The organism is Actinoplanes oryzae, from assembly GCF_030757795.1.
Classification (GTDB): Bacteria; Actinomycetota; Actinomycetes; order Mycobacteriales; family Micromonosporaceae; genus Actinoplanes.
This window is the reverse complement of record NZ_JAUQWH010000034.1, coordinates 17,408-44,223: the sequence shown is the minus strand read 5'-3', so window position 1 is coordinate 44,223 and position 26,816 is coordinate 17,408. Positions and strand designations below refer to the sequence as shown.

Genomic DNA, 26,816 nt, shown 5'->3' with positions numbered 1-26,816 from the left:
CCACGGCTGCGTGGCGACGCGTTCGACGGTCTGGGTCACGACGGTCCTCCGGGGGTGGCGGGTGCCAGGTGAGGCTAACCTAACATGCCACCCCGGGAGGCCGGCCCTCAGGCGGTGCCGAGGATCTCGTCGATCTGGCCCATGGCCAGGCGCATGCCCTCCTCCATGCCCATCTTCGCCAGCCGCTCGAGATGCTCGGCGTCGGTGAAGTGGGAGACCGTGGTCATCCGCGTCCCGGCGCCCGTGTCCTCGAAGGTGACGGCGACTTGGGTGATGCCCAGCTTGTCCGTCGGCTCGCCGTGCTGGTCGCCGAAGCCGTCCTCGAACTCCAGGCGGCGCGGCTCGTCGAGCGCGGTGATGCGCCACCAGCCGTGCGCCTTGGTGCCGTCCGGGCCGGTCATGTAGTAGCGCGACTCGCCGCCGACGGCGAAGTCGTGCCGGTCGAAGGTGGCCGGCCAGGTCGGCGGGCCCCACCAGCGCTCCAGCTGGCGCGGGTCCTGCCAGACCTGCCAGAGCCGCGCCGCCGGCGCCGGGAACTCGGCGACGAAGGTCATGGTCAGATTGTCGACGTCCTTGTGACTGGTGATCGTGGTCAACGCGCTCACTGTCCTTCCTGGAGGAGGTCTTCGATGCCTTGTACGCGGTGGCGCCACAGCTCCTCGTACGCGTCGAGGAGCCGGGCGGCCCGCCGCACCGCGGTCAGGTCGGCGCGCACGATCTGCTCCCGCCCCCGCCGCTGCTTGACGACCAGCGACGCGCGTTCGAGGACCGCGACGTGCTTCTGCACCGCGGCGAAACTCATCGGATAGCACCGGGCGAGCGCCGACACGGACTGCTCGGCGGTGATCACCCGGGTGAGGATGTCGCGGCGGGTCCCGTCCGCGAGGGCGTGGAACACCCGGTCCGCTTCCTCACCTGCAACCATGTGGTTGTACGTTAGTCGTGACCAGCGCCTTCCGCAAGCGCTACGCCCCGTTCGGCGTCGTCGTCCGCGCGGTGCCGCGCCGGTAGCGCCCCGGGGTCTCGCCGCGGGAGCGGGCGAAGGCGCGGCTGAAGGCGGGCACCGACTGGTAGCCCACGGCGGCCGCGACGACCTCGACGGGCTGGTCGGTGGTGCGCAGCCGGGCGGCGGCGAGATCCATGCGCCACTGCGTGAGATACGCGCCCGGGCTCTGCCCGATCGCCGCCGGGAACCGCCGCGACAGCGTCGCCCGGGACACCGCGATCGCCGAGGCCAGTGACGCCGTGGTCCACGCCCGGGCCGGCTCGGTGTGGATCCGCTCCATCGCCCGGCGCACGAGCGGGTCGCCGAACATGCCGAGCCACGTGCCCTGCCGCCCGGCCGCGGCGCCGGGCAGCCACGCGCGCAGCAGCTGGATCAGCATGATGTCGACGAGGCTGTTGAGCACGGCCGCCGTCGCGATCTGCGGGTCCGCCAGCTCCCGCCCGAGCATCCGGACCGTGTCGCCGAAGCCCGCGCCGCACAGCTCCGCCCGGATGTGCAGCAGTGGCGGCAGGGCGTCGAGCACCTGCGTGCGTACGGCATGGTCGCAGTCGTAGTGGATCGTCACGATCCGGGTGTGCGCCGGGCCCGATCCGGCCCGCACCGGCTCGCCCGTCTCCTGGGCGCGTGCCACCGCGCCGGCGTCGCACGGCCCCGCCGCGAGACCGGGGGCGCTGCCCAGCACGTGCGGGGTGCCGGCGGGCAGGAAGACGACGTCGCCCTCGCCCACGCGCAGCGGCTCGTGCCCGGGCACGGAGAGCCACGCGCTGCCCGTGGTGACCGCGTGCAGGGCCGCACCCGGGTAGTCGTCGACGGCGACGGCCCAGTCGCCGCCCGCCTCCAGCCGCGCACCCAGCGCACCCCGGACTCCCGACACGGTGAGCACGTCCGCGATCAGATCCACGGTGGCAGCGTACCTGAGGCAGACGGGTAGAAAGATGCGCCCGACGAGCATCGTCTGCCGCATCCTGCGAGCCCTACGGTGCTGACATGACCACGATGAAAGCCGTCGTCGCGACGGACTACGGGCCGCCCGAGCAGCTCACGATCGCCGAGCTGCCGGTGCCCCGGCCGGGCCCCGGCCAGCTCCAGGTGCGGGTCGCCGCCGCGTCGATCAACCCGCCGGACACGTACGCGATCACCGGCGCCTTCGGCCGGGTCCTGGAGTTCCCGTTCGTCCCCGGCACCGACCTCGCCGGCACGGTGACCGAGGCCGGGCCCGGCGTCACCGCCTACCGCCCCGGCGACGAGGTCTTCGGCCATGCCCTGCCCCGCTCCCTGCGCGCCGCGACCGCCGGAGTGGCCCGCCCGTCGCTGAGCACCGGCGCCCTGGCCGAGTACGTCGTCCTCGAGGCGGACACCCCGATGCTGGCCCACCGCCCGCCCTCGGTCCCCGCCGACCACGCAGCCGCCCTCGTCATCCCGGGCATGACCGCGCTCGTGCTCCGGGCCGTCGCCGCGCTCCAGCCGGGGGAGAAGGTCCTCGTCATCGGGGCCACCGGCGCGACGGGCCTGACCACGCTGCCGCTGCTCGCCGCGGCCAAGGCCGACATCACCGCCACGGCCGCCACCGAGGCCGGCGCGGACCTGCTGCGCGGCCTCGGCGCGGACCGGATCATCGGTCACGACCCGGACGGCTATCCGGGCGGCGTCGACGTCGTCCTCAACCTGGTCCTGCCGGCCGACCGGCTCCCCGTGGCGGCGCGCACGCTGCGCCCGGGCGGCCGCTTCGTCTCCATCGTCTTCCCGCCGCCGGAGCTCGCCCAGCTCGGCCGCGACGACGTGGAGCTGCACTTCGTCATGGACCTCGACGGGAAGCACGGCGGCATGGCCGGGGTCGCCGAGGGCGCGGCGTCCGGTGAGCTGGCGACGCCGATCGCCCGCCGCTACCGCCTCGACGAGGGCGTGCGGGCTGTCCTCGACCACGCCCGCCGCCATCCCCTGGGCAAGATCGTGGTCCTGCCGTAGTAGTGGGCCGCCCGGCTACCACGGCTGCGGTAGCCGGGCGGCCTCCCGCTGGACGACGCGGCGGGGGCGGTGCGGGCCCGAGGCTGTCAGCATGTCTTTGCTGTCCAGGATCAGCCTGGCCAACCGGAAACTGGTCGCCCTGATCGCCGTCCTCGTCGTCGCCCTCGGGGTGTACGCGACGGCCGCGCTCAAGCAGCAGCTGCTGCCCGACCTGTCCTTCCCGGCCGTCACCGTGGTGGCGCAGTATCCGGGCGCGTCGCCGGAGGTGGTGGAGCAGCAGGTCGCCGTCCCGCTCGAGGGCGCGGTCAAGGGCCTCGACGGCATCGAGTCGATGACCTCCACCTCCCAGCAGGGCTCCGCCACGGTGCTGCTGCAGTTCGACTTCGACGCCGACCTGGACGCCGCGGCCGACGACGTGTCCGCCGCGGTCGCGAAGGTGGCCGCCGCCCTGCCCTCCGGCGTCGACCCGCAGGTCCTCACCGGCAGCACCGGCGACCTGCCGACCATGGTGCTGGCCGTCACGGGGGCGGGCGACGGCGACCGGCTGCGCGACACGGTCGTTCCCGAGCTGGAGGCCGTCGACGGCGTCAACGAGGTGAGCCTCTCCGGCACGCGCGACCAGATCGTCACCGTCACGCCGAAGGAAAGCTCCGCGGTGCAGAGCCTCACCGCCGCCCTGCAGGCGCTCGGCGGCACCGCGTCCGCCGGGTCCATCACGAGCGACGGCAAGGACCTCAGCCTCGCGGTGGGCCGCCCGGTCACCTCCCTCGCGCAGGTCCAGAATCTCTGGATCGCCCCCGGCGTCCAGCTGAAGGACGTCGCCACCGCCAAGCTCACCGACGCCCCGGCGACCTCGATCACGCGGACGAACGGGAAGCCCAGCCTCGGCCTGTCGATCACCATGGACCACGGCGGCAGCGCGGCGTCCATCTCCGACGCCGTCCGGGCCAAGCTGCCGGAGCTGCAGCGCGACGGCCTGCAGCTGACCGTCGTCTCGGACAGCGGCCCGCAGGTCAAGGACTCGGTCGACGGCCTGCTCGAGGAGGGCCTGCTCGGCCTCGTGATGGCCGTCATCGTGATCCTGCTGTTCCTGCGCTCGGCCCGCTCGACGCTGGTCACGGCGGTGTCCATCCCGCTGTCGCTGCTGATCGCGCTCACCGTCGTGTGGACGCGGGACTACTCGCTCAACATCCTGACCCTGGGCGGCCTCACCATCGCGGTGGGCCGGGTCGTGGACGACTCCATCGTCGTGCTCGAGAACATCAAACGCCATCTCGGGTACGGCGAGGAGCGCGGCAAGGCGATCATCACCGCCGTCCGGGAGGTGGCCACCGCCGTCACGTCGTCCACGCTGACCACCGTCGCCGTGTTCCTGCCGATCGCCCTGGTCAGCGGGTTCGTCGGCGAGCTCTTCGGGCCGTTCTCGATCACGGTCACCGTGGCGATGATCGCGTCGCTGCTCGTGTCGCTGACCGTGGTGCCCGCCCTGGCGTACTGGTTCCTGCGGACGCCCAAGGATGCCGCCGGCGTGCCCCCGGAGGTCTACCGCGCGCGGGTGGAGGCGGAGGAGCGCCGCGGCCGGCTGCAACGGCTCTACCTGCCGGTCATCACGTGGTCGGTGCGCCGCCGCAAGACGGTCCTGGCGGTCGCCGCGCTGCTGCTCGTCGCCACGGCGGCCATGGCGACGCAGCTCAAGACCAGCTTCCTGGGCGACTCGGGACAGGAGAGCGTCAGCATGACCCAGACCCTGCCGGCCGGCTCGGACCTGGCGACCACGGACGCGGCGGCCGCACAGGTCGAGCAGGTGCTCGGCACGGTCGCCGGCGTCGAGTCGTACCAGGTGGTCATCGGCTCCTCGGGCGGCTTCCTCGGCGGCGGCGGAGGCGCGAACTCCGTGTCGTACACGGTGAATCTCGCCGAGGGCGCGGACGCCGCCGGCGTCGAGGACGCGATCGAGGCGAGGACGACCGGCCTCACCTTCAGCGCCGGCGACGCGGGCCTGGGCAGCAGCGACATCTCCGTGTCGGTGACCGCCGGCGACGACGACACGCTGCGCGCCGCCACCTCGCAGATCCAGCGGGCGCTGTCGCAGGTGCCCGAGGTCACGGCCGTCAGCAGCGACCTCACCGAGAGCTCCCCGCAGATCAGCATCGTGGCCAAGGGCGAGCAGGCAGCCGAGTACGGGCTCAGCGACATGACGATCGTCGGAGCCCTGCGCCAGGCGACGACCGGCACCACCGCCACGCAGGTCACCATCGACGGCACGAGCCACGACGTCGTCGTCCGCGCCGGCGCGGCCGCCCCGGACAGCCTGGCCCAGGTGAAGGCGTTGCTCCTGCCGACCGCGAAGGGCCCGGTCCGGCTGGACCAGGTCGCCACGGTCACCCAGGTGGACGGGCCCGTGCAGCGCACCCGCGCCGACGGTGAGCGGACGAACACGGTCACCGCCACGCCGGTCGGGGAGGACACGGGCGCTGCCGGCACGGCGGTGGCGGACAAGCTGGCGTCGCTGACTCTGCCGGCCGGGGCCGCGTACGAGACCGGGGGCGTCACCGCCGACCAGGACGAGGCGTTCTCGCAGCTCTTCCTCGCGATGGGCGCCGCGATCGCGCTGGTGTTCCTGATCCTGGTCGGCGTGTTCCGCCGGATCCGGCAGACGCTGATCCTGCTCGTGTCGATCCCGTTCGCCTTCGTCGGCGCGGTCGCGCTGCTGCTCGTGACGGGCACCCCGCTCGGCGTCGCGGCGCTCATCGGCATCCTCATGCTGATCGGCATCGTGGTCACCAACGCGATCGTGCTCATGGACCTGATCAACCAGTACCGCGAGCGCGGCGCGACCGTCGCCGAGGCGGTCGTCGAGGGCGGCCTGCGGCGGCTGCGCCCGATCCTCATGACCGCGCTGGCGACCGTCTTCGCGCTGCTGCCCATGGCGCTGGGCCTCACCGGGTCGGGCGGGTTCATCTCCCAGCCGCTCGCCGTCGTGGTCATCGGCGGGCTGGTCAGCTCGACGCTGCTGACGCTGGTGCTGATCCCGGTGCTCTACACGATGGTGGAGGGCCGCCGCCCGGCCCCGGCGGAGCCGGATCCGGTGCCGGAGCGCGAGCTGCAGCCCGTACCGTGATCAGCATGCGCAGACCGTGGCTGCTGGCCGTCGACGTCGCGGGCGCCCTGGCCCTGCTCGGCACGGGCATCGCAGCGGTCGTGGTCGCGCCCCGGCCGAACGACGCGCCCCTCCCGGTCGAGCTGCTCACCGTGATCCTCGCCGCCCTGCTGCTCGCGGGGCGGCGGTTCGCCCCGGTGCCGGCGCTGGTGACCGGGGTGGCGGTCGCGGCCGGCTGCCTGCTCGCCGGGTGGGTGACCGGGCTGCTGCTGTTCGTGATCCCGTTCCTGCTCTACCTGGCGGCGGCGACCGCGGCGGACCGGCGGACCGGCTGGACGTACGCGGGGGTGTGCACCGCCGTCCTGTACGCCGCCGCGCTGACCGGGCTGGACGGCGGCTGGCTGCACCCGCCGATGCTGCTCATCGCGGCGTGGACGGCGATGTCGGGCGGGTTCGGGGACGCGGCGCGCAGCCGGCGGGCGTACATCGCGGCGGTCGAGGAACGCGCCCGCCGGGCCGAGCAGACCCGCGAGGAGGAGGCCGAGCGACGCGTCATCCAGGAGCGCCTGCGCATCGCCCGCGAGCTGCACGACGTCGTCGCCCACCACATCGCCGTCATCAACATGCAGGCCGGCGGGGCGACCCGGGTGCTGGAGCGGCGGCCGGACCAGGCGCGCACCGCGCTGGCGTACATCGGGAAGGCCTGCGACACGGTGCTCAAGGAGCTGGCGTCGGTGGTGGGCGTGCTGCGCCAGTCCGACGACCCGGACGCCGCGACCGAGCCGGCGCCGGGGCTCGACCGGCTGCCGCGGCTGCTCGACGACGTGCGCGCCGCCGGGCTGCGGGTGGACTTCAGGCAGACCGGCGACGCGCGGGAGCTGCCCGCGATGGTGGACCTGGCCGCGTACCGGATCGTGCAGGAGGGCCTCACGAACGCCCACAAGTACGGCACCGGGCACGCGTCGCTGGTCGTCGGCTGGACCCCGGCCGGCCTCTCCGTGGACGTGCGGAACGAGATCGCGCCCGGGCGCCCGTCCGGCGCAGGGAACGGCCTGGTGGGCATGCGTGAGCGGGCCGCCGCCGCCGAGGGACAGCTCGTCGCCGCCCCGATCGGCGACTCCTTCGTCGTGCACGCCGACCTGCCCGTGGAGGACGTGTGACCATCCGTGTGCTGCTCGCCGACGACCAGGCCCTGATCCGGGCCGGGTACCGCATGATCCTGGAGTCCGAGCCCGGCATCGAGATCGTGGGCGAGGCCGTCGACGGGCGCGAGGCGGTCGACCAGGCCCGCACCGCCCGCGCCGACGTGGTGCTCATGGACATCCGCATGCCCGGCGTCGACGGCATCGAGGCCACCCGCCGCATCGCCGCCGACGACGACCTCGCCGGGGTGCGCGTGCTGGTGCTCACCACCTTCGAGGACGACGACAATGTCATGCTCGCGGTCCGCGCCGGCGCGAGCGGCTTCCTCGGCAAGGGCGCCGGCCCCGACGACCTCGTACGCGCGGTCCGCACCGTGGCGGCCGGCGACGCCATGCTGTCCCCGCGCGCCGCCCGCGGCCTGATGGACCACCTGCGCGCCCGCCCCGAGCCCGAGGCCGCCACCCCCGAGACGCTCGCCGCCCTCACCCAGCGCGAGCGCGAGGTGCTGGTCCTGGTCGCCCACGGCCTCTCGAACGACACGATCGCCGAGCGCCTCCTGCTCTCCCCGCTGACCGCCAAGACCCACGTCAACCGGGCCATGTCCAAGCTCGGCGTCCGCGACCGGGCGCAGCTGGTGGTGATCGCCTACCAGAGTGGCCTGGTGCGCCCGTGATTCAATGCGCGCCGTGCTGGAGATGCTGTGGGAGGCCCGGGACCCGGGCGAGGTGCTGACCGAGAGGTTCGGCTTCGGCGACGCCGAGGCGGCCGGGCGCTGGGTCGCCGCCGTGCTGGACGAGCACTGGGGAGTGCGCGCCGGGCGCTGCGAGCGGATCGTGATGAGCGACGGGAACGCGCTGGCCTGGGTGCGGACGCCGGACGGCCCGATGCTGCTCAAGTGGTCGGTGGTCGCCGGGCTCTTCCCGCGGCTGGCCGAGGTGGCGAGGCTCACGACCTGGCTGGGCGAGCGGGGGCTGCCGGTCTCGGCGCCGGTTCCCGCGTCGGACGGCCGGCTGCAGGTCGAGGCCGGGGGAGTCTCGGTGGGGCTGCAGCGGGTGATCGCCGGCGAGCTGCTCGACACCGCCGACTCCGGCCAGGTGCGGGCGGCCGGCGCGGCGCTGGCCCGGTTGCAGGATGCGCTCGCGGTCTGGCCGGGTGCCGACCGGTTCCCCGCGCCCTTGCCGCTGGTGAACCAGATCCCGGGCTGGCTGGACTCCCGCGCCGGGCAGCTCCCGGTGGCGGCCCGGGACAGGCTGCGTGCGCTGGTCGCTGCCGCGCCGGCCGGACCGCTGCCGCGGCAGCTCGTCCACTTCGACATCCGCTCGGCGAACATCCTCTGGGCCGGCGACGAGGTCGCCGCCTTCCTCGATTTCGAGGACGCCCGGCACGAGCACCGGGTCACCGAGCTGGCCCGGGCGGCGATCCTGCTCGGCACCCGCTACCACGACTGGGGGCCGGTGCCGCCCGAGGTGCACGCCACTTTCCTGGCCGGCTACGAATCGGTGCGCCCGCTGACCCCGCCCGAAGCGGAGTGGCTCCCGATCCTGCTGCGCTGGCAGGCCCTGGCGATGGTGCCGACCGGCGCCGACCCGACCGGGTGGGGCCCGGCGGCGCTGCGCCTGCTGGACCGCTCCTGACGGGCGTGCGGGCGGGCCTCAGCGGCGGCGCTTGTCGCGCACCCAGACGACCTTGCCCTTTCCCTCGCCCGACTCGCGCCGCTCGCTGTCGAACAGATCCGTGGCGGTGACGAGCAGGCCCAGCTTGGCGTACCCGTACGTGCGCGAGTCGAAGTCCGACTGCTGTTTCGTGATCAGCTGGCCCACCGTGGCCAGCCGGGCCCAGCCGTCGTCGCCGGACGCGTTCTCGGTGGCCCGGCGCAGCAGGCTCACCAGCGCGCTGTCGGCCCGCAGCTGCTCCCGCGTCCGGGCGCCGACGGCCGGCGCCTCGGCCTCGGTGGGCACCACCTCGGCCACCGGGGCGCGCAGGTTCTCGGTGTAGATGAACTTGTCGCACGCGGCCACGAACGGCTTCGGCGTCTTGCGCTCGCCGAAGCCGTACACGATGAGTCCCGACTCGCGGATGCGCGAGGCGAGCCGGGTGAAATCGCTGTCGCTGGACACGATGCAGAACCCGTCGAACCGCCCCGAGTAGAGCAGGTCCATCGCATCGATGATCATCGCCGCGTCGGTGGCATTCTTGCCGGACGTGTACGCGAACTGCTGGATCGGCTGGATCGACTGCGCCAGCAGCTGATCCTTCCACCCGCGCAGCCCGGTGCCCGTCCAGTCGCCGTAGGCCCGCTTGACGTGCGCCGTCCCGTAGTTCGCGATCTCGTCCAGCAGCCCGTCCACGATCGCCGGCTGCGCGTTGTCCGCGTCGATCAGCACCGCCAGCCGCGCCGACGTGTCCGTCCCCGTACTCATCGGCGCAGCCTACGACCCTGCCCAGGGCGGTTGCGGCGCGGGCACCCCGCTCACCCACGGTGTCTGTGCTCGCCAGGTGGGAATATCTGCTGTCCTCGATCCGACAGTCGCTCCCAGGATCGCGGCGTAGCGTCACGCTGACCGTCGTCGAGGGGAGCCAATGATGCGCTCCGCTTTGCTCGGTTCGCTGCTCCTCCCGCTGTACTTCGCCGAGAACCAGCTCGAAGGTCATTCGGATGGCGGGCGGCTGGCACGGTGCCCGGACTGTTCCTGGCGCATGTTTCTCCAGCACCTGTCGGACTCGACCGGCTGTCGGGCGCCGGGTCACAAAGGCAGGAGCTTTTTCGTCGCGAACGGCCCAGTCCGTGTGCGGTGCTTCTATGACAGGTGCCGGAACGAGTCAGTGACCGTCGACTACGTCCAGGGCCGGCACACTGCTGCCGACTTCCGCTGTGCGCTGCACCGAGTGGAGGCTTGATTGGTCTCGCCCGGTGATGCTTTCGCGGATGTCCCGTTCCGCTTCAAGGTCGTCAACGCGCTGCCCGCGGCCTTCCTGGCCTGTCTCGTTTCTGCGCTGGCTCTGGCCGGTGCGCCTGTCCGGGCTCCTGATGCGGACAAGCTGGTCGAGCAGGCTGGACGCTTCGGATGGTGGGGTGCTGCCGCGGCAGCGGTGGTCATTGCGGTAGCGGCTCTGTTGCTGGAGCCGTTGGAGCTTGCCTCCGTGCGGATTTTGGAGGGGTACTGGCCGGACCTTGGACCCTTCCGCCGACTGGCGGAGGCGGGCCGTGCCGTTCAGCGACGCCGGAAGGAAAAGGCACAGTTCCTCCAGCAGACAGCAGGAGTCAGAGGTGTCCCGGCCGGAAGCTTCGTGCGAGCGGTCCGGCGGTACCCCGACGGTGAGGACCTGTTGCCTACGACCCTCGGCAATCGGCTCCGGGCCTTCGAGAGCAGCGCCGGTAAGCCCTACGGGATCGATGCTATAGAACTGTGGCCGCGCCTGTACTTCGTGCTCCCCGACTCGGCCTTGAGCTACATCAACAGATCGCGGACCCAGCTCGATACCGCCTGTCGTCTGTGCCTGACCTTCGGGGTGAGTGCGCTGATCTCGGCTGGTCTGCTGTTCGCCTACCCACTGTGGTGGCTGCTTCCCGGCGCACTTGTTCTAGCTGCTGTCATCGCTTACCAAGCGGCTCTTGCCGCTGCTGAGAATTACGGCATCACCGTGACTGCTGCCGTCGATGTCTACCGCGTGCGACTCCTTCAGGAAATGCGTCTCGACATGCCCATCGACACGGAGGGCGAGCGAGCCGTCAACCGGGAGCTGGGAAACCTCTGGGGCGGTAGCCAGACAGCAAACGTCCCCTATGCCCGCGCGGACAGCGACATGGCGATCCTTCTGCAGGATCTCCGCCGGCGACGCCCTAGACGGCGACTCTGACGCGCAGCGAACTGAAGGCTGACAACGCCACTATCGTGACGTCCGCCGCGTCGGCTTTGGTCGGAGCAGTGTCGATCTGTGACCGCGCACCCCAGCCCCGCACATCGACGTGCACCTTGAGACCATGCGGCACGATGATGTCCAGCCCGGAGAGCGCAGACTTCAGCTCCAGGCGGGGCGCCGGTTCCTCCGGCAAGCGTTCGGGCGGCCTGAGTATGGTCAGCACGCAGCCGCCGGCGAGGGTCCGGACATCCAGCAAGGGGTGCTTGTCCGGATCCCACCTCACGGGCCTGGCGACCAGAACATATTCGCGTCGCACGAGACCGCCATCGGCGTTCCCGGACCGTGCGCCGCCACCGGGAAGCAGGAGTGTCACGCCCGCGGTGAGGAGCAGCAACGGCAACAACAAGGGCCGGGCCCATGCCGGCACCGGCTGCACGGTCAAGATTAGTGCCGCACCGCCGGTGAGCAGCAGGAGCAGCGGACCGATCATGGCGTCGGGCGCGGGAAGCAGCCGGACGACGCCGACGACCCCCACGACCATGAGGACGACTGGCCACCATCGCGCTGCCGTCCCGGTAAGGTCGACCGCGGGCACCGTCCGATCGAGGAGGAGCAGTGCCCCGGCTAGCACCAGTCCGGCGGCGAAGAACCGGCCACCGCGGCTCACCCGGGCCTCCTACGGGGACGACGACGCTTGTGCACCTCCGAATCCAACCATGGATGGCGTGTTCCCAGCCGCTCCAATCCGGACCGGGCGCCTCAATTCTGGGGCTTGCGGCCGCTTGTCAGGTACACCAGGTAACCGTTGAGGATCAGCCGGGGATCCTGGAGGGCGGCGGCCACCCGGTCGAGGTCGCCGGCCGTCATGCCGAGCGCCTCGAGCGGCTCGCGCAGCTGGCCGAGACCCGCCAGCAGCAGGCGGCAGCCCGGGCCGCCGCCGCGCCAGGTGGTGCCGTGCACGGTCACCTCGACCTCGGTGAGGCCGGCGTCCAGGTAGGCGGACAGGGCGCGGCGTGACCAGGTGCGGTCGGCGCCGTGGCTCTCCAGCGTGCGCATCTGCAGCCGGTTGTAGCGGTCGACCAGCTCGGCGGTCTCCGCGTCGGGCGCGGCCGCGACGATGTCGTCGTCGGGCGTCGGCAGGAAGTCCTCGGTGAGCAGCACGCCGCCCGGCTCGACGGCGTCGATCAGGTGGCGCAGGGCCGCCTCGCGGGCGGGCAGGTGGCCGAGCAGCAGCCGGGCGTGCACGACGTCGAAGCGGCCGAGCGGCTCGCCGGAGGTGATGTCGTGCCGGCGCGGGGTGAGCACGTGACTGCGGGGGATGTGCTCGGGCTTGATGTCGGTCGCGAGCACGCTGCCGTGCGGGCCGACCCGCTCGGCGAACCACTGGGCGATGCTGCCCCCGCCCGCGCCCACCTCCAGGCAGCGCTTGCCGGTCAGGTCGGTCAGGTCGTCGAGACGCAGCTGCGTCTGCCGGTCGAGCAGGTCGGCGAGCGCCCGGTGGTGGGCCTCGGCCTGCGTGCTGTCGTTGTCGTACGCGTAGCCGTGCACGGCATCCGTGGACATGGTTCACTCTAGGTCGGCTGCCACGATCGGCTCAACGGCCGTGGCATCCTTCCCGGGTGGATCTCGCCCTCGCCGACCGGACCGCGGCGGCCTTCTACGATGCGATCGGCGTGCTCGCCGCGGCGTCGCCGACCGGCTTCGCGGAGTCCGGCGCGCACGGCACCGAGCTGCTCGTCTCCGGCGCGCCGATGGCGGGCCTCAACGGCGTCTTCACCCGGGCCCGCGAGGCCGACCCCGCCGAGATCGCGCGGCTCGCGGCCCGCCTGCCCGCCACCGGGTTGCCCTGGTCGATCCAGGTGCGGGGCGAGGCGTCACCCGCCGTGGTGGAGATCGCCGGAGGGTACGGTCTGCGGCCGAGCGGCGAGGTCCCGCTGATGGTGGCCACCCCACAGCGGGCCCGCCTCGGCCTGTCCCGGGCGACCGGCGTCACGGTGCGCCGGGTAACGTCCGCCGAGCAGCACGTCTACACCGGGACGCTCGCGGCCGGCTTCGAGGCGCCGCGCGAGCCGTTCGACATCCTGATGAGCGGGCCGGTCCTCGACGCCCCGGGCGCCACAGCCTACCTGGCCGAGCACGCGGGTGAGCCGGTCGCCACCGCGTACAGTCTGCGCACCGGCGGCTTCGCCGGCATCTTCAACATCGCCACCCCGCCCGGGCACCGGGGCCGGGGCTACGGCCGCCTGGTCACCGAGGTCGCCGTCCGGGACGCCTTCGCCGCCGGGGTCACCGTCGCGTACCTGCAGCCGTCGAAGCCGGGGCTCGCGTTGTACCGGTCGATGGGGTTCGAGACGGTCGAGCACTGGGCGTACCTGCAAGCGTGAGCGCGAGGACGCCGGTGACCGCCACCAGGGCCAGTGCGAGGGCGGCGACGGCGGTCCAGCCCAGGCCGGCCATGCTGCCGAAGACCGACGACCCCGCGTAGTACGCGACGTAGTACAGCGCCGCCGCCTGTGCGCCCCCGGCCCCGCCGGCGTGGGCGCGGACCGGGACCCAGCCGCTCGCGACCCCGTGGACCCAGAAGAAGCCGGCGGTCATGACGGCCAGGCCCGCGATGATCCACGGGAGCGGGCCGAGCAGCGTGAGCGCGATGCCCGCCGCGAAGATCAGGGAGCCCGCGGGCAGCACGGCGCGGCGGCCGTACCTGTCGGCGAGGCGGCCCGCGACCGCCGAGCTCGCCGATCCGGCCGGGTAGACCAGGAAGATCGCGCCGAGGGCGGCGGCGTCCAGCCCGTACGGCGCCGCGGCGAGCCGGAAGCCGATCGCGTTGTAGACCGCGACGAACGCGCCCATCCCGCAGGCCGCGATGGCGTACAGCGCCAGCAGCGCCGGGTCGGTCACCGCCGGCCGCAGCCGCCGCCCGCCGGGCACGAAGTTGCGTGACTCCGGCAACAGGACCACGACGATGCCCGCGCACACCAGCGCGACGACGGCGACCGCGGCCAGGGCCCACCGCCAGCCGGCCGCCTCGGCCACCCACCCGCTGAGCAGCCGGCCCGTCATGCCGCCGAGCGCCGTCCCGCCGATGTAGAGCCCCGCCGCCCGGGCGTGCGACCCCGCGTCGAGCTCCTCGCGCAGATAGGCGGTGGCCACCGCGGGCAGCCCCGCCAGCGCGACCCCCTGCGCCAGGCGCAGCCCGAGCAGCGCGGGCCAGCCGGGAGCGGCCGCGCAGGCGAGACCCAGCACGGCGGAGACGAGCAGGGACACCTTCACCAGCCGGGTACGCCCGGCGCGGTCCCCGAGCACGGCGGCCACCAGGAGCGCGACCCCGAGCCCGCCCGTGGCCAGCGACAGCGACAGGGTGCTGCGGGTGGTGCTGATCCCGTACGCCGCCGCGAGCTCGGGCAGCACCGCCTGCGTGCTGTACAACGAGGCGAAACTCGCGACCCCCGCCGCGAACAGGGCGAGGCAGACGCGGCGGTAGCCGGGCTCCCCGGCGCGATGACCAGTGCTCACCGGACCCATGTCACCGCGCCGCCGGCCATACGTCCAATGAATGTTCTCGGCTGTCCCGATGCGCCGGACGTATAGTGGCTGCTCATGGAGGTGGAGGAGCTGCGCAGCCTGCTGACCCTGGCCCGGCACGACCGGGTCACGGAGGCCGCCGAGGAGCTGCGGGTGACGCAACCCACGCTGTCCCGGCTGCTGTCGCGGATCGAGCACGAGCTGGGCGCCCGGCTGTTCGAGCGGGACGCGCGGGGCGTGCGGCCGAACCCGTACGGGGACCTGGTCCTCGCCGCCGCCCGCGACATCGTCGCCCGCCACGACCGGATGCGCCGCGAGCTCGCCGGGCTGCTCGACCCCGACGCGGGCACCGTGCGCCTGGCCTTCCTCGACTCGATCGCGACGTCGCTCGTACCCCGGATCCTGCGCGACTTCCGGCTGCGGGCCCCGCGCGTCCGCGTCGACCTGTCCCAGGAGCCCGCCCACGAGATCCTGTCCGACCTGGCCGCCGGCGCCGCCGAGGTGGCGATCACCGCCCCCCGCCCGGACGACGCCCGCTACGACTGGCTGCCCCTGCACACCCAGCGCCTGGTCCTGGTCGTGCCGCCCGGCCACCGGCTGGCCCGCCGCCGCCGGGTCCGCGTCGCCGACCTCGACGGCGAGGACTTCGTCACGCTGCCCCGGGGCTTCGGCTTCCGCACCCTGTCCGACGCCCTCTTCGCCGCGGCGGGCGCCACACCCCGCATCGCCTTCGAGAGCGGCGACCTGGCCACCATCGAGGGCCTGGTCGGCGCGGGCCTCGGCAGCGCCATCGTCGCCGAGCAGTTCGCCGGCGCCTCCGGCACGATCGGCATCCCCCTGGCCGACCCGGGCACGGCCCGCGAGATCGGCCTGACCTGGCGCCGGGACCGCCCCCTCGCCCCGCCCGCGGCCCGCTTCGTCGCCCACCTGCGCGCCGCCCCCGCGTACGACTAGTTTCCCGCCGCCGTCAGCAGCTCGCGGACCGCGCGATGGTCGCCGGCCTCGGCCCACTCGAGGGCCGTGCGGCCCCGGCCGCCGTCCTCGCGCTGGTGCGGGTCGGCGCCGGCCGCCAGCAGCTCGCGGACCGCGGCCTCGTGCCCCCAGCAGGCGGCGCCGCACAGGGGGAGGCCCTCGTCGCCGGTGCCGCTCTCCCGGCCGGGGTCCGCGCCGGCGGCCGCCAGCACGCGAATGTTTCCGGGCATGTTCTGCACGCTCGCGCGGTAGAGCGGCGTGCTGCCGTGGCGGTCGGGCAGGTCGGGGTCGGCGCCCGCGCGCAGCAGTTCGGCGACCCGCCCGATCGGGCCCCAGCCGGCCGCCTCCACCAGACTCCGCTGCAGCTTCTTACGCCGGCGCCGCTTCACGTGGTCCATTGTCGCCCGGTGCGGCGTGCGGGGGCAGGCGGGGGACGCTGGCCAGGAGCTTCCGCGTGTACGGATGGGCGGGCGCGCCCAGCACGGCGGACGTGTCGCCCTGTTCGACGATGCGGCCGTGCTGGAGGACGGCGGTGTGGTGGCACAGTTCGGCGACGACGCCCAGGTCGTGGGAGACCAGGAGGATGGTCAGGTGGCGATCGGCGCAGAGGGAGGCGAGGAGGTCGACGATGCGGATGCGGGTGGTCAGGTCGAGGGCGCTGACCGGTTCGTCGGCGAGCAGGACGCGGGGGTCGCAGACGATGGCGCGGGCGATGGCGATGCGCTGGCGCTGGCCGCCCGAGAACTCGTGCGGGTAGCGGGTCGCGGTGTCGGCGGGCAGGCCGACGGCGGTCAAAGCCTCCGCAACCCGGGCCGGGTCGGTGCCCAGGCCCAGGCCGCGCAGCGGTTCGGCGACGATGCGGCCGATGCGCTGCCGGGGGTCCAGCGACGAGTACGGGTCCTGGAACACCGCCTGCACGGCCCGGCGGTAGTCGCGCATGCGGGCGCGGGTGAGCGGGCTGCCGGCGTACCCGATGGTGCCCGAGGTGGGGGTGGCCAGGCCGAGCAGCAGGCGCAGCAGCGTCGACTTGCCCGCGCCGGACTCGCCGACCAGGGCGACGTTGCGTCCGGGGTGGACGGCGAGCGACACGTCCTCGAGGACCGGCGTCCCGCCCCGGTACGCGAACCCGACGTGGTCGGCGGCGAGCAGGGCGTCAGCCACGGCCGGTCCTCTCGAGGGCGGCGTCGAAGCGGCGCGCACTGTCGACGAGCGTACGGGTGTAGTCGTGCGCGGGCGCCGCGATCAGCGACCCGATGGGCCCGGACTCGACGATCCGGCCCGACCGCATGACGTGCGTGTCGCGGACCACACGGGCGGCGACGGGCAGGTCGTGCGTGATGAAGAGCAGGGCCGTGCCGCGGCCGGCGACGAGCCGGTCGAGCAGGTCGAGGATCTCGGCCTGCACGGTGACGTCGAGCGCCGTGGTGGGCTCGTCGGCCACCAGCAGCCGGGGCCGGCAGGCGAGGGCCATGGCGATCGCCACCCGCTGCCGCTGCCCGCCGGAGAGCTGGTGCGGGTAGGAGCGGGCGATCCGCGTCGTGTCGGTGAGCGTGACCTCGTCGAGGGCGGCGTGCACGGCGTCGCGCAGCGAAGGGCCGCGCAGGCGCTGGAAACGTCGCAACGGCTCGGCGATCTGCCGGCCCACGCGCATGAGCGGGTCGAGCGCGGTCAGCGGCTCCTGGAAGACGACCGCGGCAACACGGCCGCGCACGCCCGTCCGGCGGCGCTCCGGGGCGTGCAGCATGTCGACGCCGTCCAGCAGGACGCTCCCGGACGCGGACAGGCCGGGCGGCAGCAGCCCGAGGACCGCGAGCGACGTGAGCGACTTGCCCGAGCCCGACTCGCCGATCAGGCCGACCCGGTCGCCGGGCGCCACGGCGAACGACACGTCCGACACCAGGGAGTCCCCGACGGTCAGGCCGTCGACGGTGAGCAGGGTCATGAGCGCCGCCTCGGGTCGGTCAGGTCGCGGAGGCCGTCGGCGGTGAGGTTCATGCCGATCACGAGGACGACGAGCGCGAGGCCCGGCGCCAGCGCGGCGGCCGGAGCGGTCAGCACGGTCGCCTGCGCCTCGAACAGCATGCGGCCCCACGAGGCGTTCGGCGGGGGAGTGCCCAGGCCCAGGTAGGACAGGCTGGCCTCGGCCAGCACCGCCAGCCCCGCCTGCAACGCCAGGTTGACCAGCAGCACCGGCGCGATGTTGGGCAGCACGTGCCCGGCCACGATGCGGGGCCAGGAGACGCCGGCGACCCGCGCGGCCGTGATGTAGTCGCGGGCGAGGACCTGCTTGACGAGTACGCGCGTCAGCCGCGCCACGATCGCCGCCATCGCGAGCCCGATCGCCAGAATTGCCGTGCCCAGCGAGGCTCCCGTGCCCGCCACGATCAGCATCGCGAGCAGCAGCGTCGGGAAGGCGATCAGGATGTCGAGCACGACCGCGGCCGCGTCGTCGAGCCACCGGGTGGCGAAGCCGGCGAGCAGTCCGGCGCCGACCCCGAGCAGGCCGCCGACCGCGACCGCGCCGAGGGCCGTGCCGAGCGCGATGCGGCCGCCGATCAGCAGCTGGGTGAACAGGTCGCGGCCGAGCTTGTCGGTGCCGAGCAGGTGGTCGCCCCCGGGCGGGGTCAGGCGGCCGCCGGAGGTGTCGTCCGGGGCGAAGGGCAGCCACACGTACGACGCCAGCACCGCACCGGCGACGATGACGACCAGGATCAGGCCGATGATCAGGTGGAACGATCGGCGGCGGCTCATGAGCGCACCCGCAGCCGGGGGTCGGCGAGGCGCTGGGCGATGTCGCCGAGGAAGCCGACGACGAGCACCGTGGCCGTGCTGACCAGCATCACGCCCTGGACGACCGGATAGTCGTGCTGGCTGATGCCGCGGGTCAGCAGGCCCCCGAGCCCGGGCAGCGCGAACACGCTCTCCACGACCACCGCGCCGAGGAACGTGGTGGCCAGCTCCATGGCCAGGACCGCCAGCACCGGTACGGCCGCGTTGCGCAGCCCGTGCCGCCACAGCGCCTGGGACGGGGAGGCGCCGAGCGCCCGCGCGGTGCGCAGGAAGTCGGAGCCCAGCACGTCGAGGGTGGCGCTCCGGACGTACCGGATCAGCGAAGCGGACATGACCAGCGCGACCGTCACGACCGGCAGGACCAGCGACCGGGCCGCGGTGCCGAAGTCGGCCCAGCCGTCCGGCGGGAAGCCGCCCGCGGGTAGCACGCGCAGCCGCAGCGCGAAGACGGTGATGAGCAGCAACCCCACCCAGAACGCCGGTACGGCGATGCCGAGCTGGGCGATCGCGTTGAGGACCGGGCCGTACCAGCGGTCGGCGCGCGTGGCGGCGAGCACGCCGACCGGCACCGCGACCAGCACGGCCAGCACGAACGCGGACAGCGTCAGCGGCACGGTGACCGGCAGCCGCGCGCCGATCTCCGGCCCGACGGGCAGCGAGCTGACCAGCGACGTGCCGAGGTCGAGCGTGGCCACGTCGCGCAGCCAGTGCAGGAACTGGGTGGCCAGTGGCGCGTCCGTGCCCAGCTCCCGCCGGGCGGCCTCGATCTGCTCTGCGGTGGCACCCACCGGGAGCAGCGCGTTGGCCGGGTCGCCCGGCAGGAGCCGGAGCAGCACGAACAGCACCACGGCCGCGAGGACCAGCGACCCCAGCAGGATCGCGGTCCGCCGCAGCAGGTACGGGATCATCAGCTCTTGCTGATCCCGTACGCGTAGAACTGCGAGTTGAGGCCGTTCACCGGGTAGCCGGTCAGCTTCGACGAGGCCACCACGATCTGCGGGTAGAGGTAGAGCCAGTCGCTGGCCGCGTCCTCGGCGATCTGCCGGTTGGCCTGCTTCAACAGCGCCGTCTGCTCATCCGCGGTCTTGGCCTGCTCGGCCTGGTCGATCCACTGGGTGACCTGCTTGTTGTCGTAGCCCCAGTAGAAGTCCGGGTTGCCGTACCAGACCACGTCCCGGTCGTTGACGTGCTCCTGCATCGTCGCCTGGAAGTCGTGCTTCTGGTAGACCTTCGTGTACCACTCGTCGGCGGTGATCGTGTTGATGGTCACCGTGACGCCGACCTTCGCGAGCTCCGACTTGATGAAGGTCGCCGCGGTCGGGTGCGGGTCGTAGCTGGGCGTGTCCAGCGTGAAGGCCAGCGTCCTGCCGCCGAGCAGCTGCTTCGCCTTCTCCGGGTCGTAGGCGTTGACCGAGGTCAGGTCCTCGTACCACGGGTCGCTCGGCGGCACCATCGAGCCGATCGGCGTGCCGTAGTCGCCCCAGATCGAGCTGAGCAGCTTCTTGTCGTCGATCGCGGCGCTGATCGCCTGCCGCACCTTGACGTCGTTGAACGGCGCGACCTTGTCGTTGAACGCCAGCAGCAGCTTGGTGGTCGACTGGCCGTTGTTCACCTTGTAGGCGCTGTTGTTCTCGAACTGGGACAGCGCGTCCGGGCTCTGCTCGCTCGTCACCACGTCGACCGCGTTGGTGAGCAGCGCGTTGTTGAGCGCCGTCGCGTCGGTGAAGTAGTGGAAGACGACGCCGGCGTTGGTGGCCTTGGTGCCCCAGTAGGCGTCGTTGCGGGTCAGCGTCAGCGTCGAGCCGCGCTTCCACTCGCCCAGCTGGTACGGTCCCGTGCCGTCGGCGGCGGTCGTGCGGTCCTTGGCGTCGCCGTTGAAGATCCAGATGTAGCTCAGGTTGTAGACGAACGAGATGGACCGCGTGGCCAGCTTGACCACCACGGTCGCGTCGTCCGGGGTCTCGATCGACGTGATCCCGGGCAGGCTCGACTTGCGCGCGGACTTGGAGCTCTCCGCCGTCACGGCCTCGATGCTCGCCTTGACGTCCTTGCTCGTCAGCGCCTTGCCCGAGTGAAACTTGACGTTCGGCCGGAGCGTGAACGTGTAGGTGAGGCCGTCGTCGCTGACCTTCTGGTCCTGGGCGAGCAGCGGCTCGACCTTGCCGTCGTCGGTCAGCTTGAACAGGCCCTCGTAGACGTTGCCGTTGAGCGCCTCGGTGACGCCCTGGCCACCGCCCGCGGTGTTGTCGAGGTTCTGCGGCTCGTACATCGAGCCGACCTGGATGATCGCGGCGTCGCCGCCCTTCGCGGTGTCGCCGCTGCCGCCGCCCCCGCAGGCCGCGAGCGCCAGCGTCAGGCTCAGGGCGGCGGCCGCTACGAGTGTCTTTCTCATCGGGGGTCGTTCTCCTTGCTGAAAAGGGGCAGCTTCTCGCCGGCCTCGACGGGCACGGCGATGCGGTTCTGGCGGGGCGGCAGGGGGCAGTTGAAGTGGTCGGAGAAGCCGCACGGCGGCACGAAGGCCCGGTTGAAGTCGAGCTCGACCGTCTCCTGGCGCTCGACGAACAGGAAGCGCCCGGTCGCGTACGTCTCCTTGCCGTTGGTCGGATCGCCGAAGACCAGCAGCAGCGTGCCGTCGTCGTCGAACGCGCTCAACGTGTAGTCCTCGCCGGCGATGGTGACGTGCAGGTCGCCGGGCACGACCAGGTCGCGGGTGCGGCCCTCGTCGCGCAGGTGCTCGAACGGCAGCTGGCGCGACTCGGACACCTCGACGAAGCGCGCCGGCAGGACCCACGCCGGGTCATAGGCGTACGTGTCGATGCCCTCGAAGGCCCGGATCGCGGGCGAGTCGGCGTCCCACAGCCGGATGCCCTGCTGCTCCAGCCCGGTGAGCAGGTCCGTGCGCCGCAGGTGGGTGGCCGTGACGGTGCCGGGCTGCCCCGCGAGCGCGGCCTCGGCGTCGCTCTCGCCCCAGCGCGTGTCGATCAGCGCCAGATTTCCCTGCGGCGCGGTGACCTTGCGGCGGCGCGCCTCGCGCCACCTGTCGTGCGCCTCGGCCTGGGTCATGCGTCCTCGTCTCTCCTGGTCCTTGAGGCGTCAACCCTATGAGACAGGTGGGTCTAGCTGCCATGTTCGCGTCGTCACACCCGTGATCGGCATCGCACTTGCCGTCCCGCCCGCGAGCGGTGCCCATCGATGACATTCTCTTGACAGCGGCAACTTAAGCAGCTTAAGAATGTGCGGAAGCCCGCTCCGACGTGAGGGGATCCGCGATGGCATGGACTTCGAACCGCGTCGCCGGAGCCGCGGCGATCGCCACCGTGACGCTGGTGGTGGCGGCCGCGTGCACCGGCGGCTCGTCCGGGCGGACGGGAGGCGGGGGAGCGGCCGGCTCGATCACGGTCGCCGGCAACTCGGGCACCGTCACCGAGAGCTGGAACCCGTTCCTGCCCGCCCCGCTGCAGCCCACGCTCGGCCTCGTCTACGAGCCGCTGTTCTTCTACAACCTGGCCACCGGCGCGGCTCCGCAGCCGATGCTCGCGACGGCCTTCGCGTGGAGCCCGGACGGCAAGCAGCTGACCATCACCACGCGCGACGGCGTGCAGTGGTCCGACGGCAAGCCCTTCACCGCCGAGGACGTCGCCTACACGTTCGACCTGATCCGCCGGACCCCGGCGATCAACGCGTCCGGGGTCGAGCTGACGTCGGCGGTGGCCCCCGATCCGCACACCGCCGTGCTCACCTTCCCGGGCCGGCAGTTCGCCTCCGAGCCCGACCTGCTCGGCAACACGCCGATCGTCCCGAAGCACGTGTGGACGACGATCAGCGACCCGGGTAAGACGCCCAACGCCGACCCGGTCGGCACCGGCCCGTACCGGAAGAAGTCCTTCACCCCGCAGTCGTACGTGATCGAGAAGAACCCGGCCTACTGGCAGGCGGGCAAGCCGGAGATCGCCGAGGTCCGCTATCTGCAGCTGGCCAACGCCGACGCCGCGAGCGCCGCGCTGACCGCCGGGCAGGTCGACTGGATGAGCAGCTTCATCCCCAGCCTCGACAAGATCATCGCGGGCCGGAAGGACCTCTCGTACGTCAACACCCCGCTGCTCACCACGTCGGTCTACACCTGCTCCAACGCGGCGCTGGGCTGCACCGGACCGCAGACCGACGTCGCCGTCCGGCAGGCGATCTTTCACGCGCTCCACCGGGACCAGCTGAACAAGCTGGCCGGCAGCGGCTTCGCGGAACCGGCCTCGGCGACGCTGCTGCTGCCCGGGCGCGACCGCAAGTGGATCGCCGACCCGGCCACCGTCACCATCCCCGGCAGCCCCGACGTGGCGCAGGGCAATCGGATCCTAGACCAGGCCGGGTGGGTCAAGGGCGCCGACGGCATCCGCGGCAAGGACGGCAAGCGGCTCACCCTGACCATCCAGACCGTCACCGGCTGGAGCGACTACATCTCGCTCAACGATGCGATGACGCAGCAGCTCAGGGAGGTGGGCATCGAGCTCAAGCCCACCCAGCTGTCCTGGAACGAGTGGAACAACAACGAGGTGCGGGGCACCTTCCAGCTGTCGCTCGACTCGATCGGCCTGGGGCCGTCGGCCAACCCCTATTACATCTACAACCGGCTCTACTCGACCGCGACCACGGGCAAGGTCGGCGAGAGCGCGGGCAACAACGGCAACTACGGCCGCTACAGCAATCCGGCGGTGGACGCCGCGCTGGCCACGGCCGCGGGCACCCGCGACGAGAACGCGCAGCAGCGGCAGTACGGGATCATCCAGCGCGAGATCGTGCGCGACCTGCCCTACATCCCGATCTACGTCAACTCGATGCTCACCGAGTTCAACACCAGCCGGGCGACGGGCTGGCCGGCCGAGAACAACCAGTACGCCGTGCCGGCCACGTGGAAGGTCTGGGACAACGCGATCGTCCTGTGCAACCTCAAGCCGGTCAAGTAGCCCGGCGTGCGTCAGCTCCTGCGCAAACTCGGGTTCTACCTGGTCGCCGGGTGGGCCGCGATCACCGTCAACTTCGTCGTCCCGCGGCTCATGCCGGGCGACCCCGTCGACATCCTGCTGGCCCGGCTCGGCCAGCGCGGCCCGGTCACCCCGGAGGCCCGCGCGTCGGTCGAGGCCCTGCTCGGCACCGGCTCCGGCCGGTCGCTGCTTTCCCAGTACGGGGACTACCTGCACAGCCTGGCCACGGGTGACCTGGGCGTCTCGGTGGCCTACTTCCCCGGCTCGGTCGGCTCGGTCATCGGGCAGTCCCTGCCGTGGACGATCGGGCTGATCGGACTGGCCACCGTGCTGTCCTTCGTGCTCGGCATCGGGCTGGGCACCCTGGCCGGCTGGTGGCGCGGCTCGTGGCTCGACCACCTGATCCCGGCCACGACGATGTTCCAGTCCGTCCCGTACTTCTGGCTGGCCCTGATCCTGCTCTTCGTCTTCGGCAGCGTGTGGCCGGTGTTCCCGCTCAACGGCGGCTACGACGTCTACACCGTGACACCCGGCTGGACCCCGGACTTCGTGGCGTCCGTGCTCCGCTACGGCACCCTGCCCGCGCTGACGATCATCATCTCGTCGGTCGGCGGCTGGCTGCTCGGCATGCGCAACATGATGGTCGCGGTCCTCGCCGACGACTACATGCTGACCGCCGAGGCCAAGGGCCTGCGGACCGGCCGGATGATGCGCACGTACGCGGCCCGCAACGCGATCCTCCCGTCGGTCTCGGGCTTCGCCATCTCGCTCGGGTTCGTCGTCGCCGGATCGATCGTCACCGAGGCGGTCTTCTCGTACCCGGGCATCGGCTCGGTCCTGCTCGACTCGGTCAACAGCAACGACTACGCGCTCATGCAGGGCATCTTCCTGGTCATCACGCTGGCCGTGCTCGGCGCCAACCTGCTGGTCGACCTCCTGCACTCGGTCATCGACCCACGGACCCGCGCATGATCGCGACCACGCCGGACGCCGTGGTGCCCGCCGTCCGCCTCCGCCGGCCCCGGCTGACCGGCAAGCTCGGTACGGGTCTGGTCCTCGCCGGGATCGTCGCGCTGTTCGGGCTGGTGGGGCCGTGGCTGGTGGACGACCCGGCGCGGGTCAGCGAGGCCGGGCTGACCGGGCCGGGCCGCGACCATCTGCTGGGCACCACGCAGACCGGCCAGGACGTGCTGGCCCAGCTCGCGTACGCGACGCGCGGCTCGCTGACCGTCGGCGTGATAGTCGGCGTGCTGACCCTGCTGCTGTCGGCCTTCTCCGGCGTCGCCGGGGCCTACGCCGGTGGCTGGGTCGACGAGCTGTTCTCCCTGGTCACCAACATCATGCTGGTGATACCGGGGCTGCCGCTGGTCATCGTGATCTCCAGCTACGTGGCGGACCGCAGCCTGTGGCTGGTCGCCCTGGTCCTGTCCCTCACCGGCTGGGCTGGCTCCGCCCGGGTGCTGCGCGGCTCCACGCTGAGCCTGCGCAACCGCGACTACGTGCTGGCCGCCCGGGTGGCCGGCGAGAAACGGTGGCGGGTGCTGACCGTCGAGATCCTGCCCAACCTGGTCCCGCTGCTGGCCGCCCAGGTCGTCTTCGCGGTCATCTTCGCGATCCTGGGGGAGGCCGGGCTCTCGTACCTGGGTCTCGGCGCGACCGGCTCCTTCACCTGGGGCACCATGCTCTACTTCGCCCAGAACGGCCTGGCGCTGCGGCTCGGGGCGTGGTGGTGGTTCGTGCCACCCGGCCTGCTGCTCGCGCTCTTCGGGGCCGCGCTGTCGCTGATCAACTTCTCGATCGACGAGATCATCAACCCCCGGCTGCGCTCATGAGCGGCGAACCGGCCGTCCTGACCGTGAGCGGGTTCACCGTCGACTATGCCGGGGACCCCGTGGTGCACGCCGTGCGGGACGTGTCCTTCACGCTGCACCACGGCGAGGTGCTGGGCCTGGCGGGGGAGAGCGGGTGCGGCAAGAGCACCCTCGCGTACGGGCTGGTGCGCCTGCTCAAGCCGCCCGCCGTCATCACCGGGGGCTCGGCGGTGTTCCACGACCGGGACGGGACTGGCGTGGACTGGCAGCGGCTCGGCCCGCGGCGACTGCGGGCCGTGCGGTGGGACCAGGTGGCGATGGTGTTCCAGGGGGCGATGAACTCCCTCAACCCCGTCATCTCCGTACGGGCTCAGCTCGAGGACGTGCTGACCACCCACCGGCCGGGGATGGGCCGCCGGGCCCGGCGTGAGCGATGTGCGGAGCTGCTGGCCATGGTGGGCGTGGATCCCGGGCGGCTGTCCGCCTATCCGCACGAGCTGTCGGGCGGCATGCGGCAGCGGGTGATGATCGCCATGGCGATGGCGCTCGAGCCGCAGGTGCTGATCCTGGACGAGCCGACCACCGCGCTCGACGTCGTGGTGCAGCGCGACATCCTGCGGGAGATCATGCGGCTGCGCGCCGAGCGGGGCTTCGCCGTCGTCTTCATCACCCATGACCTGCCGCTGCTGCTGGAGATCAGCGACCGGATCGCGGTGATGCGGGACGGGGCGATCGTGGAGCTGGCCGACGCGGTGACGCTGTACCGGCGGCCGGCGCACGAGTACACGCGGCGGCTCCTCGGCTCCTTCCCCAGCCTGACCGGGCCGCGGGGCGCGTTCATCCGGCTCCCGGCCCAGGAGGGGACGGCATGACCACACTCGAGGCCGAGGGGTTGGTCAAGGAGTATCGGCTGCGGCAGGGGCTGCGGTCGCGGCGGCTGCGGGCGGTCGACGACGTGAGCTTCACGCTCGAGCCCCGGCGCACGATCGCGCTCGTCGGACAGAGCGGCAGCGGCAAGTCGACGATCGCCCGGCTGCTGCTGCGGCTCGAACAGCCGACCGCCGGGCGGGTCCGGCTCGACGGGGCCGGGGACGCCACGTACCGGCGCCGGGTGCAGATGGTGTTCCAGGACCCGTTCGCCTCGCTCAACCCGTACCACACCGTGCGGCACCACCTCGAACGCCCGATCCGCCTGCACCACCCGCGGATGCCCGCCGCCGCGGTCCGCGAGCGGGTCCTGGACCTGCTCGAACGCGTCCGGCTCACCCCGGCCGCGCAGGTCGCGCAGCGGCGGCCGCACGAGCTCTCCGGCGGGCAGCGGCAGCGGGTCGCGATCGCCCGGGCCCTCGCCCCCGGCCCGGGCATCCTGGTCGCCGACGAGCCGGTGTCCATGCTCGACGTGTCCATCCGGCTCGGGGTGCTCAACCTGCTCGCCACGCTGCAGCGCGAGGAGCACCTGGGCGTGCTCTACATCACCCACGACCTCGCGACGGCCCGGCACTTCTCCGACGAGATCCTGGTGCTGCACGAGGGCCGGGTGGTCGAACGCGGCCCGGCCGACGACGTGATCCTGCGCCCCCGCCACCCCTACACCCGCCTGCTGGCCGATGCCGCACCCGATCCGGAGCGCGCGATCCGCCGGCTGCGGTCGGCTCCATAGGCCTTCC

At 72.6% G+C, this 26,816-nt stretch carries 27 protein-coding genes; 13 read left to right on the top strand and 14 right to left on the bottom strand.

What is annotated here, in order from left to right:
• Window positions 1-107 precede the first annotated feature (107 nt).
• The 3 genes from RBH18_RS14290 to RBH18_RS14280 are packed head-to-tail and all read right to left on the bottom strand — an operon-like array spanning window position 108 to window position 1,907.
• On the bottom strand, window positions 108-605 hold the full coding sequence (locus RBH18_RS14290) for an SRPBCC family protein (protein WP_372338913.1): 498 nt from the start codon (window positions 603-605) through the stop codon (window positions 108-110).
• Window positions 602-925: an ArsR/SmtB family transcription factor gene (locus RBH18_RS14285; RefSeq protein WP_306207778.1), complete on the bottom strand. Its 324-nt coding sequence runs from the start codon at window positions 923-925 to the stop codon at window positions 602-604. Before RBH18_RS14285 ends, RBH18_RS14290 begins: the two co-directional genes overlap by 4 nt.
• A 40-nt stretch (window positions 926-965) precedes the next feature.
• Window positions 966-1,907 (bottom strand): AraC family transcriptional regulator, encoded by a 942-nt coding sequence (locus RBH18_RS14280; RefSeq protein ID WP_306207776.1) that lies wholly within the window; start codon window positions 1,905-1,907, stop codon window positions 966-968.
• A gap of 86 nt (window positions 1,908-1,993) precedes the next feature.
• On the opposite strand from RBH18_RS14280, the gene RBH18_RS14275 reads away from it, so the two are divergent.
• The 5 genes from RBH18_RS14275 to RBH18_RS14255 all read left to right on the top strand — a co-directional run bounded on the left by RBH18_RS14275 (window position 1,994) and on the right by RBH18_RS14255 (window position 8,848).
• On the top strand, window positions 1,994-2,971 hold the full coding sequence (locus RBH18_RS14275) for an NADP-dependent oxidoreductase (RefSeq protein WP_306207774.1): 978 nt from the start codon (window positions 1,994-1,996) through the stop codon (window positions 2,969-2,971).
• A 91-nt stretch (window positions 2,972-3,062) separates the two neighbouring features.
• Window positions 3,063-6,092 carry an efflux RND transporter permease subunit gene (locus RBH18_RS14270; RefSeq protein ID WP_306207772.1) on the top strand — a complete coding sequence of 1,010 codons (3,030 nt, stop codon included), beginning with the start codon at window positions 3,063-3,065 and terminating at the stop codon, window positions 6,090-6,092.
• A 5-nt stretch (window positions 6,093-6,097) separates the two neighbouring features.
• Complete coding sequence (locus RBH18_RS14265) at window positions 6,098-7,231, top strand: sensor histidine kinase (protein WP_306207770.1); 1,134 nt, start codon at window positions 6,098-6,100, stop codon at window positions 7,229-7,231.
• Entirely contained in the window at window positions 7,228-7,887 is a 660-nt protein-coding gene (locus tag RBH18_RS14260) for a response regulator (protein ID WP_306207768.1), read from the top strand. Before RBH18_RS14265 ends, RBH18_RS14260 begins: the two co-directional genes overlap by 4 nt.
• 4 nt (window positions 7,888-7,891) lie before the next feature.
• A complete protein-coding gene (locus RBH18_RS14255) occupies window positions 7,892-8,848 on the top strand; it encodes a phosphotransferase (protein WP_306207766.1) in 957 nt (318 codons plus the stop codon).
• 18 nt (window positions 8,849-8,866) lie between these two features.
• Here RBH18_RS14255 and RBH18_RS14250 read toward each other — a convergent pair whose 3' ends face one another.
• A complete protein-coding gene (locus RBH18_RS14250; protein ID WP_306207764.1) occupies window positions 8,867-9,634 on the bottom strand; it encodes an NYN domain-containing protein in 768 nt (255 codons plus the stop codon).
• Between the two features lie 478 nt (window positions 9,635-10,112).
• On the opposite strand from RBH18_RS14250, the gene RBH18_RS14245 reads away from it, so the two are divergent.
• Window positions 10,113-11,072 carry a hypothetical protein gene (locus tag RBH18_RS14245; protein ID WP_306207762.1) on the top strand — a complete coding sequence of 320 codons (960 nt, stop codon included), beginning with the start codon at window positions 10,113-10,115 and terminating at the stop codon, window positions 11,070-11,072.
• Here the strand turns inward: RBH18_RS14245 and RBH18_RS14240 are convergent.
• Window positions 11,056-11,742, bottom strand: a complete 687-nt coding sequence (locus RBH18_RS14240) for a LiaF transmembrane domain-containing protein (protein ID WP_306207761.1) — start codon at window positions 11,740-11,742, stop codon at window positions 11,056-11,058. The genes RBH18_RS14245 and RBH18_RS14240 overlap by 17 nt on opposite strands.
• 92 nt (window positions 11,743-11,834) lie before the next feature.
• Window positions 11,835-12,638 (bottom strand): class I SAM-dependent methyltransferase, encoded by an 804-nt coding sequence (locus tag RBH18_RS14235; protein WP_306207759.1) that lies wholly within the window; start codon window positions 12,636-12,638, stop codon window positions 11,835-11,837.
• Window positions 12,639-12,694: 56 nt separating this feature from the next.
• Between RBH18_RS14235 and RBH18_RS14230 the strand changes: the two genes are divergently transcribed.
• A complete protein-coding gene (locus RBH18_RS14230) occupies window positions 12,695-13,459 on the top strand; it encodes a GNAT family N-acetyltransferase (protein WP_306207757.1) in 765 nt (254 codons plus the stop codon).
• Here RBH18_RS14230 and RBH18_RS14225 read toward each other — a convergent pair.
• Window positions 13,362-14,591 carry an MFS transporter gene (locus RBH18_RS14225; protein WP_306207755.1) on the bottom strand — a complete coding sequence of 410 codons (1,230 nt, stop codon included), beginning with the start codon at window positions 14,589-14,591 and terminating at the stop codon, window positions 13,362-13,364. The two genes, RBH18_RS14230 and RBH18_RS14225, sit on opposite strands and share 98 nt — an antisense overlap.
• Window positions 14,592-14,675: 84 nt before the next feature.
• On the opposite strand from RBH18_RS14225, the gene RBH18_RS14220 reads away from it, so the two are divergent.
• Entirely contained in the window at window positions 14,676-15,554 is an 879-nt protein-coding gene (locus RBH18_RS14220; protein ID WP_306207753.1) for a LysR family transcriptional regulator, read from the top strand.
• Here the strand turns inward: RBH18_RS14220 and RBH18_RS14215 are convergent.
• From RBH18_RS14215 to RBH18_RS14185, 7 genes are read right to left on the bottom strand one after another with little or no spacing between them, the layout of a single operon-like run.
• Window positions 15,551-15,961 (bottom strand): ankyrin repeat domain-containing protein, encoded by a 411-nt coding sequence (locus RBH18_RS14215; protein WP_306207751.1) that lies wholly within the window; start codon window positions 15,959-15,961, stop codon window positions 15,551-15,553. The two genes, RBH18_RS14220 and RBH18_RS14215, sit on opposite strands and share 4 nt — an antisense overlap.
• A complete protein-coding gene (locus tag RBH18_RS14210) occupies window positions 15,942-16,733 on the bottom strand; it encodes an ABC transporter ATP-binding protein (protein ID WP_306207749.1) in 792 nt (263 codons plus the stop codon). Before RBH18_RS14210 ends, RBH18_RS14215 begins: the two co-directional genes overlap by 20 nt.
• Window positions 16,726-17,514: an ATP-binding cassette domain-containing protein gene (locus tag RBH18_RS14205; RefSeq protein ID WP_306207748.1), complete on the bottom strand. Its 789-nt coding sequence runs from the start codon at window positions 17,512-17,514 to the stop codon at window positions 16,726-16,728. The genes RBH18_RS14210 and RBH18_RS14205 overlap by 8 nt, the downstream gene beginning before the upstream one ends.
• Entirely contained in the window at window positions 17,511-18,323 is an 813-nt protein-coding gene (locus RBH18_RS14200; protein WP_306207745.1) for an ABC transporter permease, read from the bottom strand. The genes RBH18_RS14205 and RBH18_RS14200 overlap by 4 nt, the downstream gene beginning before the upstream one ends.
• Window positions 18,320-19,270, bottom strand: a complete 951-nt coding sequence (locus RBH18_RS14195; protein ID WP_306207743.1) for an ABC transporter permease — start codon at window positions 19,268-19,270, stop codon at window positions 18,320-18,322. Before RBH18_RS14195 ends, RBH18_RS14200 begins: the two co-directional genes overlap by 4 nt.
• Window positions 19,270-20,754 (bottom strand): ABC transporter substrate-binding protein, encoded by a 1,485-nt coding sequence (locus RBH18_RS14190; protein WP_306207742.1) that lies wholly within the window; start codon window positions 20,752-20,754, stop codon window positions 19,270-19,272. The genes RBH18_RS14195 and RBH18_RS14190 overlap by 1 nt, the downstream gene beginning before the upstream one ends.
• Window positions 20,751-21,425, bottom strand: coding sequence for a DUF1684 domain-containing protein (locus tag RBH18_RS14185; protein WP_306207740.1), 675 nt, complete (start codon window positions 21,423-21,425; stop codon window positions 20,751-20,753). The genes RBH18_RS14190 and RBH18_RS14185 overlap by 4 nt, the downstream gene beginning before the upstream one ends.
• A gap of 206 nt (window positions 21,426-21,631) precedes the next feature.
• On the opposite strand from RBH18_RS14185, the gene RBH18_RS14180 reads away from it, so the two are divergent.
• The 5 genes from RBH18_RS14180 to RBH18_RS14160 are packed head-to-tail and all read left to right on the top strand — an operon-like array spanning window position 21,632 to window position 26,809.
• A complete protein-coding gene (locus tag RBH18_RS14180; RefSeq protein ID WP_306207739.1) occupies window positions 21,632-23,320 on the top strand; it encodes an ABC transporter substrate-binding protein in 1,689 nt (562 codons plus the stop codon).
• A 6-nt stretch (window positions 23,321-23,326) separates the two neighbouring features.
• Window positions 23,327-24,310 carry an ABC transporter permease gene (locus tag RBH18_RS14175; protein WP_306207736.1) on the top strand — a complete coding sequence of 328 codons (984 nt, stop codon included), beginning with the start codon at window positions 23,327-23,329 and terminating at the stop codon, window positions 24,308-24,310.
• Window positions 24,307-25,170: an ABC transporter permease gene (locus RBH18_RS14170; protein ID WP_306207735.1), complete on the top strand. Its 864-nt coding sequence runs from the start codon at window positions 24,307-24,309 to the stop codon at window positions 25,168-25,170. Before RBH18_RS14175 ends, RBH18_RS14170 begins: the two co-directional genes overlap by 4 nt.
• Window positions 25,167-26,021 carry an ABC transporter ATP-binding protein gene (locus tag RBH18_RS14165; protein WP_306207732.1) on the top strand — a complete coding sequence of 285 codons (855 nt, stop codon included), beginning with the start codon at window positions 25,167-25,169 and terminating at the stop codon, window positions 26,019-26,021. Before RBH18_RS14170 ends, RBH18_RS14165 begins: the two co-directional genes overlap by 4 nt.
• The gene (locus RBH18_RS14160) at window positions 26,018-26,809 is read left to right on the top strand and encodes an ABC transporter ATP-binding protein (protein WP_306207730.1); all 792 of its coding nucleotides are present in this window, start codon (window positions 26,018-26,020) and stop codon (window positions 26,807-26,809) included. Before RBH18_RS14165 ends, RBH18_RS14160 begins: the two co-directional genes overlap by 4 nt.
• Window positions 26,810-26,816: the final 7 nt, after the last annotated feature.

Bases quoted from the DNA above. Each gene is read 5' to 3' on its own strand.
- RBH18_RS14285 (WP_306207778.1), bottom strand. From the start codon at position 925: ATGGTTGCAGGTGAGGAAGCGGACCGGGTGTTCCACGCCCTCGCGGAC.
- RBH18_RS14275 (WP_306207774.1), top strand. From the start codon at position 1,994: ATGACCACGATGAAAGCCGTCGTCGCGACGGACTACGGGCCGCCCGAG.
- RBH18_RS14270 (WP_306207772.1), top strand. From the start codon at position 3,063: ATGTCTTTGCTGTCCAGGATCAGCCTGGCCAACCGGAAACTGGTCGCC.
- RBH18_RS14265 (WP_306207770.1), top strand. From the start codon at position 6,098: ATGCGCAGACCGTGGCTGCTGGCCGTCGACGTCGCGGGCGCCCTGGCC.
- RBH18_RS14255 (WP_306207766.1), top strand. From the start codon at position 7,892: ATGCGCGCCGTGCTGGAGATGCTGTGGGAGGCCCGGGACCCGGGCGAG.
- RBH18_RS14250 (WP_306207764.1), bottom strand. From the start codon at position 9,634: ATGAGTACGGGGACGGACACGTCGGCGCGGCTGGCGGTGCTGATCGAC.
- RBH18_RS14235 (WP_306207759.1), bottom strand. From the start codon at position 12,638: ATGTCCACGGATGCCGTGCACGGCTACGCGTACGACAACGACAGCACG.
- RBH18_RS14220 (WP_306207753.1), top strand. From the start codon at position 14,676: ATGGAGGTGGAGGAGCTGCGCAGCCTGCTGACCCTGGCCCGGCACGAC.
- RBH18_RS14205 (WP_306207748.1), bottom strand. From the start codon at position 17,514: ATGACCCTGCTCACCGTCGACGGCCTGACCGTCGGGGACTCCCTGGTG.
- RBH18_RS14200 (WP_306207745.1), bottom strand. From the start codon at position 18,323: ATGAGCCGCCGCCGATCGTTCCACCTGATCATCGGCCTGATCCTGGTC.
- RBH18_RS14195 (WP_306207743.1), bottom strand. From the start codon at position 19,270: ATGATCCCGTACCTGCTGCGGCGGACCGCGATCCTGCTGGGGTCGCTG.
- RBH18_RS14190 (WP_306207742.1), bottom strand. From the start codon at position 20,754: ATGAGAAAGACACTCGTAGCGGCCGCCGCCCTGAGCCTGACGCTGGCG.
- RBH18_RS14185 (WP_306207740.1), bottom strand. From the start codon at position 21,425: ATGACCCAGGCCGAGGCGCACGACAGGTGGCGCGAGGCGCGCCGCCGC.
- RBH18_RS14180 (WP_306207739.1), top strand. From the start codon at position 21,632: ATGGCATGGACTTCGAACCGCGTCGCCGGAGCCGCGGCGATCGCCACC.
- RBH18_RS14170 (WP_306207735.1), top strand. From the start codon at position 24,307: ATGATCGCGACCACGCCGGACGCCGTGGTGCCCGCCGTCCGCCTCCGC.
- RBH18_RS14165 (WP_306207732.1), top strand. From the start codon at position 25,167: ATGAGCGGCGAACCGGCCGTCCTGACCGTGAGCGGGTTCACCGTCGAC.
- RBH18_RS14160 (WP_306207730.1), top strand. From the start codon at position 26,018: ATGACCACACTCGAGGCCGAGGGGTTGGTCAAGGAGTATCGGCTGCGG.